The organism is uncultured Nostoc sp. (assembly GCF_964245445.1).
In the GTDB taxonomy this organism is placed as follows: domain Bacteria; phylum Cyanobacteriota; class Cyanobacteriia; order Cyanobacteriales; family Nostocaceae; genus Nostoc.
This window is the reverse complement of sequence record NZ_CAXTNE010000255.1, coordinates 1-11,385: the sequence shown is the minus strand read 5'-3', so window position 1 is coordinate 11,385 and position 11,385 is coordinate 1. Positions and strand designations below refer to the sequence as shown.

General features: G+C 42.4%; 11 protein-coding genes and 2 pseudogenes. 2 read left to right on the top strand and 11 right to left on the bottom strand.

Annotated features, from left to right (window positions below):
• A partial coding sequence (locus ACFE90_RS30165; RefSeq protein ID WP_375506034.1) for a filamentous hemagglutinin N-terminal domain-containing protein occupies nt 1-1,410 on the bottom strand: 1,410 nt, incomplete at its 3' end.
• Nucleotides 1,411-2,247: 837 nt separating this feature from the next.
• Here ACFE90_RS30165 and ACFE90_RS30160 point away from each other — a divergent pair.
• The gene (locus ACFE90_RS30160) at nt 2,248-4,965 is read left to right on the top strand and encodes a CHAT domain-containing protein (RefSeq protein WP_375506033.1); all 2,718 of its coding nucleotides are present in this window, start codon (nt 2,248-2,250) and stop codon (nt 4,963-4,965) included.
• A 226-nt stretch (nt 4,966-5,191) separates the two neighbouring features.
• Nucleotides 5,192-5,458: pseudogene (locus ACFE90_RS30155) on the top strand (transposase family protein); the annotation flags it as partial.
• On the opposite strand, the gene ACFE90_RS30150 reads toward ACFE90_RS30155, so the two are convergent.
• The 10 genes and pseudogenes from ACFE90_RS30150 to ACFE90_RS30105 all read right to left on the bottom strand — a co-directional run.
• Nucleotides 5,347-5,607, bottom strand: a complete 261-nt coding sequence (locus tag ACFE90_RS30150; protein WP_375506032.1) for a DUF6519 domain-containing protein — start codon at nt 5,605-5,607, stop codon at nt 5,347-5,349. The pseudogene ACFE90_RS30155 and the gene ACFE90_RS30150 sit on opposite strands and share 112 nt — an antisense overlap.
• 235 nt (nt 5,608-5,842) lie before the next feature.
• Nucleotides 5,843-6,142, bottom strand: coding sequence for a hypothetical protein (locus ACFE90_RS30145; RefSeq protein ID WP_375506031.1), 300 nt, complete (start codon nt 6,140-6,142; stop codon nt 5,843-5,845).
• 171 nt (nt 6,143-6,313) lie between these two features.
• Nucleotides 6,314-6,544 carry a hypothetical protein gene (locus ACFE90_RS30140; RefSeq protein WP_375506030.1) on the bottom strand — a complete coding sequence of 77 codons (231 nt, stop codon included), beginning with the start codon at nt 6,542-6,544 and terminating at the stop codon, nt 6,314-6,316.
• A gap of 238 nt (nt 6,545-6,782) precedes the next feature.
• Complete coding sequence (locus ACFE90_RS30135; protein ID WP_375506029.1) at nt 6,783-7,022, bottom strand: hypothetical protein; 240 nt, start codon at nt 7,020-7,022, stop codon at nt 6,783-6,785.
• A complete protein-coding gene (locus tag ACFE90_RS30130) occupies nt 7,019-7,231 on the bottom strand; it encodes a hypothetical protein (protein ID WP_375506028.1) in 213 nt (70 codons plus the stop codon). The genes ACFE90_RS30135 and ACFE90_RS30130 overlap by 4 nt, the downstream gene beginning before the upstream one ends.
• A 163-nt stretch (nt 7,232-7,394) precedes the next feature.
• On the bottom strand, nt 7,395-7,550 hold the full coding sequence (locus ACFE90_RS30125) for a hypothetical protein (protein WP_375506027.1): 156 nt from the start codon (nt 7,548-7,550) through the stop codon (nt 7,395-7,397).
• A 38-nt stretch (nt 7,551-7,588) separates the two neighbouring features.
• Nucleotides 7,589-9,571 carry an ATP-binding protein gene (locus ACFE90_RS30120; protein WP_375506026.1) on the bottom strand — a complete coding sequence of 661 codons (1,983 nt, stop codon included), beginning with the start codon at nt 9,569-9,571 and terminating at the stop codon, nt 7,589-7,591.
• A gap of 67 nt (nt 9,572-9,638) precedes the next feature.
• Nucleotides 9,639-9,950: a hypothetical protein gene (locus ACFE90_RS30115; protein ID WP_375506025.1), complete on the bottom strand. Its 312-nt coding sequence runs from the start codon at nt 9,948-9,950 to the stop codon at nt 9,639-9,641.
• Nucleotides 9,925-10,146 (bottom strand): hypothetical protein, encoded by a 222-nt coding sequence (locus ACFE90_RS30110; RefSeq protein WP_375506024.1) that lies wholly within the window; start codon nt 10,144-10,146, stop codon nt 9,925-9,927. The genes ACFE90_RS30115 and ACFE90_RS30110 overlap by 26 nt, the downstream gene beginning before the upstream one ends.
• Nucleotides 10,147-10,933: 787 nt before the next feature.
• Nucleotides 10,934-11,385, bottom strand: a pseudogene (locus ACFE90_RS30105) (hypothetical protein); the annotation flags it as partial.

The following is an 11,385-nucleotide window of genomic DNA, read 5'->3' as shown; positions in this document are numbered from 1 at the left end:
GGTAATGCTGCCGTTGGCAGCAGTTAAGCGAATCGCGCCCCCCTGACCCGTATCGCCTATCTGAGAGAACGAGTAAGAGTACAAATCGCCAGTGGTAATGCTACCCTTTGCAACCGAGAGTATAATGTCCCCTCCATTCCCACCATTGCCCTCAGAAGTATCGATATTGCCAACACTAATTCCCAGTAGCAGCCCTGAAGTAGCCGTGAACCCTCTGCCTCCAGCATTCTGAGGCAGGTTAGGAGTGTTGACGGAGGCTAACCCTGCTCGTAAAATCACTGATGAACGACCTGTGAGTGTGGCGAAATCTGGATCAGTTGTGGGAATACCGCCTACACACCCCGCGGAACCAGCGGCACACTCGGCTCCTGTAATCTTGATATTCCCACCCTGAATACTGCCCGTTGCTTCGACCTTGAGAGCAACGCCTGTATAGTTGCCAAACAGAACATCCCCATTCGCTTGAATAATTGGGTCAAACATACTGACAAAGTCCCCCGGTGTGCCTGAATCGGTGAGCATCGACAGGTTACCACCACTCTCAAAGTGAGCATCAAGAGAAATATCGCCATCACTGACTAGGTTGAGATTCCCCCCACTCCCAATCTTTGAGAGGGGATGGGAAAGCGCCAAGATATCAACATTCTGGTTGCCTTGAATGGTCAGATTTCTCCCAGAAGTAGCAATAATTGGGCTAGCGATCGCATCGCGCACTTTCACAGTATTCTGCGCCTGTAACGTTAAATCTCCCCCAGCAGATAGCTGCCCCTGCAAGTCCAGATTGCCAGCCGATAGAGTAAGGTGTTTCGGTGTTGATAAATTCCCTTGATTAATAATCGCAGTCGGTTGATTGGCAACCTGACTAAAAAACAGCGCTCCCGGAGTCACAGACAGTAAACTACTCGTTTGCGGTTCTACGGCACTGAAATAGCCACTATCACCCAACTTTATGCGATCGGCTGTCGTCGCAACAAATGACCCCTTAATATCCAAACTGGCATTTGCACCAAATATAATCCCGTTCGGATTGAGCAAAAACAAATTCGCCCCACCCAAAACCCCTAACCTGCCCAAAATGTTAGAAGTATTTCCGCCCGTGACGCGAGTTAAGATGTTCTCAATTCCAGTGGGATTGGCAAAATAAACCCCCCTGCCTGACCCCACATTAAAGTCCTGAAAACTGTGGAAAAGGTTAGCGCCGCGAGTTGCGCCACCATCAATGCGATCGCCTTGAATTCCCTGTATATTGACATTGGGTGTTACAACAGAACCTTCAGCACCCAGCGTCTTGTCTGGCACAATTTGAGCCAAAAGGCGATCGCTTACTCCGATTGAGAGTACCGCCACTAAAGCGACACAACCTCCAATCTTCCACTCCAAACCTCGATCAAAGCTGCTTTTAACAATCATTTGGTGGTTTTCTTAACATTTTTGCAAACCTCTACCCGCCCATCTCTCAATCACCTCTGTAGATGTATTTTCTGTACTTATTTATCTTTACATAATTCGGTTTTTTCACGCCGACTTTCTTAAATTAATTAGGATAAGTAAGCTGGCACAATCAAACCAAACTATGTAAATAAAAATAAACAAGGCTCAAGCCCTTTTTCCTCCTATCCCCGGCAAGAATTGCCTTATCCCTACAATAATTATTTCCGCCGATCTACTTATTAGCTTAATGACTGTCAAAATCTTAACTATAATCTGCCTCATCTAACAATTTTATTTATATATATCATTACTAATATAAAATTTGGATTTCGATAAAACAAAACTGAGTGCCCCTTCCCTCCAAGTCAAAAATCAAAATTTATTTGAGCTAATGGTGTCAATCCCTGCTAAAATTCCAACTTAACTTTGAAGCCCGACGGCATTGAGTAACTGCTTGCTTAATTCATACAATAAAATCTTTAACTGAAGTTAGGCATTCACCTATTGTGCTAAGTTAATGGTAAAACAAAGCAATACTGATTGCACAATTAGGCAACTAGCATTGCCCAAATGTGCAACTTCAGATCGAAATGGAGTTAACCCTCTATTCTTACTACGAGGAGAGAAAAATACTGCCTCACTTATGAACGCTAAACAAATAATCAATTGTGCAAACATCAGGGAACTTTGTCATTTAAACTTCCTTATTGAGAAGAGTTGTAAAAATAGTGGTTTTAGCTTATTCTCTACCGAAGGTAGCAAAAGAGGGGTTAAAACTTCGGACAAAATCTTCCTTGGAACCTATGGTATCCTCCTATGCCAAACCGATACCGCCAATTTGGTGTCCGTCGCTTTCTAGTAGTTATCTTCTTTAGCAGCCTCACATTTTGCCTGTGGCTGAATCATGTTCCCTTGACTGTGCAGACAAAATGGGGAGAACAAGCAACCGCACAGCCTCCCAATCCAAGCCAACTCGTACAACAAGGAATTGAACAATATCGCGCCGGAGATGTGCAAGAGGCGATCGCCAAATGGCAAACTGCCTTAAGTGCCTATGAAAATATCAATAACCACGATAACGCGGCAATTATTCGAGAAAAACTAGCCATAGCTTATCAGCAACTTGGTCAATTCGAGCAAGCGATCAATTATTGGAAAGAAGCGATTGCCAACTATCGCTCCTCAGGAGAATTCGTGAAGGTGGGACAGTTGCTCACAGAACTTGCTCAAACCTACAGTCATTTGGGGCAAAATAAACAAGCGATCGCGCTTTTATGCGGTGCTTCTGAGACTGATGAGGATTGCCTTGAGAGTGTTGGAAGTGCTTTGCAAATTGCCCAAAAATTTAGCGATCGCCAGGGAGAAGTAGCTGCATTGGGAAGCTTGGGAGAAGCGTATCGCCTCAAGGGAAAGTATGATTTAGCTATTGAAACTCTAGAGTATAGCTTAAAGATTGCCCAGGAGAATAAACTCTCAGTTTATCGCTCCTCGCTGCTTAATAGTCTCGGTAATGCTTATTTTAGTAAAGCCCAACTCAATGAGCAGCGTGTTGATTCCGCTAAGTTAAGAGGTGCAGAGACTAAGGCTAGTGAATTCATCAAAGAAGTTACTTCTGATTACAAAAAAGCTTTAGGCTATTTTAATAACAGTCTCGAACTGACTCGCTTTTCAAATGATCTATCAAGTCAAATGCGGACACTTCTTAATTTGATTCAACTTTATTACCACCCAAAAAATTTAAATTTAGCTGACAATAATAATCAGGCAGAACAAGTATTACAAGAAGCTTTAGCCCAATTTGAAAAACTCCCCAATTCTTCCAATAAAGTCTATATAGCAATTGATTTAGCTGAACTCGAACAATTTGTTCCTTCTAGAAATTCTACTTCCTTTCAAGCTCAATGTCTGCCGCGAAAACTAAAGAATTCACAAGCTGAAGAACTCCTTCAAAAAGCTGTTTTGATTGCTCAAAATATTAAAGATTCTCGCTCCGAATCATTTGCTTTAGGTAAACTAGGTCATCTCTACGAGTGCCGCAAGGACTACAATAAAGCCTTATATTTTACCAAACAGGCACGCTTGGCAGGCGACCAAAAGCTGCGTGCTAAAGATAGTCTTTATTTGTGGGAGTGGCAGGCGGGGCGAATTTTCAAGGCACAGGCGAAAGAGTCTGAGGCAATTGCTGCTTACGAACGGGCGATCGCAACGTTAGAAGGTAACGGAGGTATCCGAGATAATTTATTAATTGCTGAACGAGACTTGCAATTTAGGTTTCGGGATACCATTAGTCCTCTCTACCGAGAGTTTGCTCGGTTAAAGCTAGAACGTCCTGAATCACTGCCCATTGCTAGTCTTGAGTACCAAAAGGAACTGGATTCTGCACTCGATGCCATTGATTCTTTGAAACTAGCAGAATTGCAAAATTACTTCGGCAATGATTGTGTTTTTGCCGTTTTTGATCAAAAACGAGTTGATGACTTAGAGAGAGAAGACACCGCCATTTTTAGTTCTATCATCTTAGAAGACCGCACGGCAATTGTGGTGAGTCTACCCAATCAAGAAAAGAAGCAGAAGGTTAAGCCAAATACTGAAAGAAGATTGAAGAAGCTGGCATGGATAAACGATAGTAAAAAATTTCAAGAATCAATCAAAAATTTTCGTCTAGAAATACAGGAATTTTATGACCCTACTGACGCTTTTTTAACACCAGCACAGAATCTATATAACTGGATTATTCGCCCTTTTGCTGACGATTTAGACCAAGCAAAAATAAAAACTATCGTTTTTATCCAAGACGGATTCTTACGCAGTGTACCGATGGCTGCACTCCATGATGGTCAGGAATTTCTAGTTCAAAAATATGCCATTGCTACGACTCCCGGTCTGCATTTGACATTCCCTAAACCCCAAAATTTTCAAGATTTGCGGATGTTAGCCTTAGGGTTAACCGAAGCAGTTACTGTTGATGGTGAAAAATTCAAGGCTTTGGAAAATGTTGCCGATGAAGTAAATCAAGCCACGAAGCTATTTCCAGGTAGCAAGAAACTGTTCAATAAACAATTCACTGATGAAGGCTTAAAGCAAGAACTTAAACAAGCAAATTACCCGATTATTCACATTGCCACTCACGGACAGTTTGGCACTATTCCAGAAGATAGTTTTTTAGTTACGGGTAATAATAAGAAGATTACAATTACTCAGCTAGAGAGTGACATCCGCCGCTTTAGTGGAGGTTCAAAGCCAATAGAGTTGCTCGTGCTTACAGCTTGTCAAACTGGTGTAGGAGATGACCGTGCTACGCTGGGTATGGCTGGCATCACTGTGCAAGCAGGCGTTAAAAGTGCTTTGGCTTCTCTTTGGTACGTTGACGATGATTTAACAAAAGAGCTAGTCGTTAAGTTTTACGAGAACTTGCGATCGCAAATGAGCAAAGCAGAAGCCTTGAAGGAAGCACAAAAGGCACTGATTAATCAGAATAAGAAGATTCACCCCGCCCAATGGGCACCTTTTATCCTCATCGGTAACTGGCTTTAGGGCAGGGTTAGCGCAGGGCAAACGCATCTAAATATTGACGAGCGTGAATAAGAGTTGAATTTACCAAAAACCTAATCAAATAAGGCTTTTAGGAAATTAAATATTCAGTTTATGGTAATAATAATCATTTTAATAGGGGAGTTAGAGGTAGCCGTCGGCTGCCTGTCAAGGAACATGGTATTCTCACAGAATCCCCAAAGAAGAATTCCATTCTTTTTCTCCTAAGATGAAGCTCAAGCCAAAAATCACAATTACTGACCATTTTTTGGGAATAGAAGACCCACGAATAGACCGCACTAAACGACACAATTTAATTGATATCGTGACGATTGCAATAATAGCAGTGATTTGTGGGGCGGATGGTTGGGTGGCAGTAGAGACTTATGCTTGTGCGAAATATGAATGGTTAAAAACATTTTTAGAACTCCCGAATGGCATTCCATCACACGACACATTTGCACAAGTATTTGCACGATTAAATCCCCGTTCAATCTTTATTAGTTGCCGCTCACTATTTCCAAGTACATAATCATCATCAATAATTTCAACCCAATCACCTGCTGATAAACTGGAATTTTTGTCCTTGCCTAAGTGTTCTAGCGTGAATGCAATCGCGGAAGAATTACTCTCAGCAGATGTCACAATCGGAAAAACAGTAGTTGATTTAGCTCTCTGAGTAAAGCTGTAATTAAAGCTGGTTCGGCAGGAGGAGTACTGTAAGCGTCCAAAAGCTTTTGGGTATCACGAGAAAATTGCGATGCCTGCGGCGGGCTACGCCTACGCAAAAACTCGGATAATGCAGAGGCGTCTTGTTACGAGATAAAAGTGGCTGGCTCTTCGATATCAACAACATCAAGTAAAAAATTTGCCGCAGAATCTAACAAAGTTTGGTCATATTCGCCACCACCAATATCAGCACTGAAACCGTAACAATAAGAAACCCAAACACCGTTTTTTGGTAATTGGCGTATAGGAAAATCATTCGTCCTAATTTTAGATCAACTGCTATGTGGTCTTGCTTTGGTTGATAATTCCAATCGCCCAGATCTGCAATAATAATTTGCGCTGGAGAAACTGGTTGCGGTTTTGAGCCAACGCCTTTCCAGACTTGCAAACTTTTGGTAAATTGTTCTGAATTTGGGTTTGAGTCAAAATAATCGCTTTTGTGAGATTGCAAAACTTGTCGTTAAATGGGAAGAGGTAAGTTGTAATAAATCTCGTAGGGTATACAAACCGGGTTGATTAGCTACCGATTTGGGAGTGAGAATTTCTACACCTTCACAACAACCACAGCTGGAGCGATCGCTTAATTTATAATTAGAGTGACAGTTACAGCTACAACTTAATTTCATCTCCCACCTCGCAAATCGATTGTGAATTTACCGTTTTCAGAAAAGTTGGGGTTGTTGTCGAGTCTGGCAATTTCCCAAGCACCAATAGGTAAAAAACCTGCTTCAATCTCGCGGTTTGAACCTTCAAAAAGACGTTCTAACTTAGTCACAGAGACACTTTCAACGCCTGGAACAGCAGCAGCTTTAGCCACAAGCTGACTTAGAGCAATTCCTTGGCCAAAAGTCAAGTTATCGGGGTGGAAAAAACCATACCGACATCAGATAAAATGCGATTACTGAAAATATCCAACAAAGCAGCTTTGACATGACCGCGCAAATAATCAAATTTGACATCAACCTTGATGGCAATATCTAAATAAACCTAGACTGCTCTTTGAACAAACACCAAGCGCAAAGTATACACAGAGAAATCGCCTGGTTGGTCAAGATTAACTGCTAAGTAACTCTCACAATTTTGGGGATTTTCTACCGTAAATTAGTCACATGAAGATTGCGGATGCGCTGGCTGCCTTCAATTATAAAATTCTCTTTTTTGAGATCTTCTGGTACTGAACCCAAAAAGTAGACAGATAGCGATGCTCCAAAGGAGCCGCTACGCGAACGCAAATCATCGCTAACTTCTACATAATCTAGCCCGTTTTTTCTTTGCCTGCGGATTTCTTGGCGGCGCTGTTCGTTTTGGTAAGTAAGGGTGTGGCTATTCATGGTACGGTTGTCCTAAAAGTAGCTGTTTGTGCCTCACCAGAACTTTGCACCACATACTCCACCACTATGTAAAGGTCGGCATCAACGTTTGTTACTTCCAAACTTTGCAGATCGATTAAATCGCCCAACCATTGCTCAATAGATGCTTGAATCGTAATTTCCATCGCTGTTGCTAGTTCCACGCTATTGGGTGCAAAAATTAAAGACAATACACCACAACTGAAATCTGGCTAAAGGTCATTTGAAAGCCACTGCGATCGCACGTTTATCAACCTTCATACATGAGCGATCGCTTTGAGGTCAGGTTGAATCAGCAAATAATGGCGCAATCGCACGCTCATCAATATTTATACGTGGGCGATCACTTTGAGGTCAGGTTGAACGAGCAAATAATGGTGCGATCGCACCACCAGGCACTACCCCACCTGAGAGCAAGTTGTCTGGTAAACCTTCATTAGCCAGCAATCTCGCCAATTCTGCCTCCACCTCTGCTTGCAACAACCGCGCCTGACTACGAGAAATTGGCATTCCCTCTAAAATCAGCTTCTCTATATCAATGTTGATATTTATACCTTTATCCCCGTAGGTGCTAAAACCCGAAAATCCGCCTCATTCACTGGTCGATCCAACTTACGAAACTCAGTTCGTGCTGCCGCTAACACCAACTGCATCGTCACAGGCGTACCAGCCCCAGCAGCTAGAAACGCCGCATTCAATGCAATATTGTGGATACTGCCTCCCGTCATATTCAAACGTGCCAAGCGGTTAAAATCTAAATCCTGTGTTGGTGTCTCTGGTGGAAACACCTTTCGCCAGATCACCTGACGTTCAGCCACACCCGGAAAAGGAAAATTCACAATAAACCGCAAGCGACGCATAAAGGCATAATCCAGCGAACTCTTGAGATTGGTTGCTAGAATTGCCAAACCGCGATAAGCCTCCAATCGCTGCAACAAATAATTTACCTCAATATTGGCGTAGCGGTCATGGCTATCTTTCACCTCAAAACGTTTGCCAAACAATGCATCTGCTTCATCAAAAAATAGAATTGCCCCGCCATCTTCCGCCGCATCAAACAAACGCCGCAGATTTTTCTCCGTTTCTCCAATATATTTGTTGACCACAGATGAAAGGTCAATGCGGTAAAGATTTAGCTGTAAATCATTGGCTATCACCTCCGCCGCCATCGTCTTCCCTGTGCCGCTTTCCCCAGCAAACAAGGCACTAATCCCCATGCCCCGATTCATGCGGTTGTGAAAACCCCACTGTTGATAAACTAAGCTGCGCTGCCGGATTTGGTCAGCAATTTGGTGCAGTAAGTTTGTCTCTTCTGCTGGTAAGACAATATTATTCCAAGTTGCTTTTGGGTCGAGGCGTTGAGCTAAAGTATCTAACTGCGGACGAGTACTAGCAAGACAAGCTGACCACAAACGATTTTGGATTTCACAGTCGGGTGTTTCGGCTAACACTTGCTGGGCAATCTGCTCAATCTTGACTAAATTGAGGTTAAACTGAGTCGCTAAAAGCTGCGGACTACTATCTGCTACTCCTCCTAATGCCTCAGTCCAAGTTGTTTTTTGTTCCCTGGCTGTTGGCTTTTCAACATCTACAACAATTGTCGGCAGACCCAAATTTTGCCTAACTTCACGAGTGCTAAGGAAAAGTAGACCACCACTGCGGGTAAGAAACCGATGCAAGGGAAGTGCTTGTGCTTCTGTAATCGGTTTAGTGTCAATTTCTTGGGCATCTAAATACAGCGCAAGTGGCAATAGCAAGCTTTCCCGATGCCACAAACGAGCAATTGTCTCTAATTCTCCTGCCTGGGTGGGCAATAATTCCACTGCCAAACGATAGATATATTTATCTAGTTGCGCTGCTACATGTTGGGCTATTAGTTGCTTGCTGAGGGAATCTGCCCCCACTAGCTGAATAATAGGTAAACGTTGTTCTCTGTGCGTTTGGTGCAGTTGCTGAATAATTGTTTCGACAACAGCGTTTTGAGATGGGGGTAATTTTACAGCCCATTCTGCTGTTTCCATCGGCATCAGTAATGATACCAAGCGATCATCTAGAGAATTTAATCCTTTGATATAATTTAATATCCGTTCATCTACCCGTAAACCGCTCGTAGTCAGAGGTTGAACTCCTGACTGATGAATTTCAATTAATCGCCAGTAACGCAAAGGGCGTTCCCAAGAAAGGGCATCCCAAGTAGGTTGCTCGAATAGTGATAAAGCCAACGCAAAGGTAGGATAAGGCTGATGAGAATTATCTAAAGCTCTGGCGCAAAGACGCGCTATACCTGGATCTAATTCCATTGCCACGCATAACAGTAAAACCTGTTGTTCAAAGTCAGATAAATCTAATTTTTGACTTAAGAGAAGCAGCACTGGGGGTGGATTCATTCCTTCCGCCATTGCCATTTCTGTTACTTTAGGCTTCTCAATATCAGGTAACTGTGCAAGCTCACATAAACGCCAGCGTAACCAAGCCATTGCATTTGCTAGGTATTCTTCATTGTTTGCTATCCAACAATCGAGGTTGTTCATAAAATTACCACCTTCTGATTCTGGTCAAAAACAGGCGGTGTGACTGTACGATCTACCAGTAAACTATCTACTCCATCAATCCGCACCCGCACAAAATACTCACCCGGTGTAACATCTGCAATCCGAAACTCCAGCCTATCTGTTTGAGTTGGATGTGGTTGAGCCAGCACTTCGCGATCGCCAACGGTAGATATTCACTGTTACATACTGCTTGCAAAATACAGCGTTCTAATAAAATCTCTTGGTCAATCTCTGGCTGTTTGTGTTTAGCGATCGCTATTATATCTAAACTGTTTGGGAGACGAAAACTCACCTGATAATCAGCAAGCTCAAGACAATATTTCTCAACTGGTTCAAGTGACAGTGATGCTACACGCATGTCTGCAATTCAGCCACAATCCTCCAAAAATGCGTTCAAAGTCGCCATAATTGTTGATAGTAATTGGCTCGTCTATAGGGCCTCGTAAGGCACGACAAATAAAGGCAGTAATAGAGGTAGATACGCCTGTAATCGTGCGTACTCCACTATGAATTTCTTCTACGTAAACGCCTGGATAAGTTGGTTGTATCGGCATTATTCAATCTTTAGTTAAGTATTTAGAAGTCACCAATTGACAAATTTAGTTTTAGACTTCAAACGATCACGTTTAAGACGAATAGCGATCACACTCAATAAACCCCTTGCAAAAATATTTTTCCACACCGTTTTATTTAATTTTTAACTTGGTAGCAATGAGATGAGTTTATTCACTGTGAGTCTTTTAATTTTTAACTTGGTAGCAGTGAAACAAGTTTATTTACAATGAAAAATCAGAGGCTTTTAGCTGAACCTTCTAATTATTAATTGGTAGTAGTAACATGATTTTATTCACTTAATTCAGTAACGCCAACTTGGTAATATTTTCTCTTGTGCATAAGTTGATTGTCCTGACACTTAAATAGGCTTGTGCAATCTCAAATAAATTATTGCGATCTTCTAGAGTGTGCGGTCGGTGGATTACCTTATTTTTTAGTCATGTTTTTCTCCTTAATGGATCATTACTTGTATAGCACTACTAACGCTTGTTCATCTGGAATAATTCGATTTCCTGTTCAAAACTAATAGGTTGCCCTTTCAGCTTTGGCCAAAGATGTTCGCTAATTTTCTCTCCTTTCTATTGTTTGTTTTCTTCAAAGAGCAGTGTTTTTGTCTGCTTGATAAATACAATAAAAGAAGCTATTAGATAATGCATTGGGTGCTTGTGCAAAGTTGATTGCTCAAGTAGGATGAGTTGATCGCACAATAAAGCAATATTGATTACAGTTTTGTGCAATCATTCTCTGATTTTTCCCGTTAAGTCCCAAGAGGATTTTTGAAGCATTTCAAAACGGCTGATAGCGTATTGAAAAGTAGAGACCGTTTTCTTGCAACGAGTTGCCCCGATCGCCAAATCCGAACACATTATCATGACTGACTTCTATGCTGCCTTGAACAGAACCAATGCTGGGAGATTGGTTGTTATCTATGGTGAAGGCAGTATGAAAGGCAGGTGCTTCTTTGAGACTGACCCGTAAGATATTACTCCCCGGAGTGCTACCTGCGGCTAACTCGGCATTTACCTGCTCGATGAGCGGATCGAGTTGCAACAGTTGCAAGGCTTCTTCTAGGCGTTGCTGGTTTAAGGGAGTAGACGTAGCTCGAATGATGCGCGATCGCACGTATCCTTCTCGTAATCGCCTTAAGCCACCGATTTCAAGAAGCTCAAGTTTGCCCTCTACCACTTGAATTTGGACTATACCAGTGCTGAGGTCTTGATTGTTGGGCAAGAAGGCTC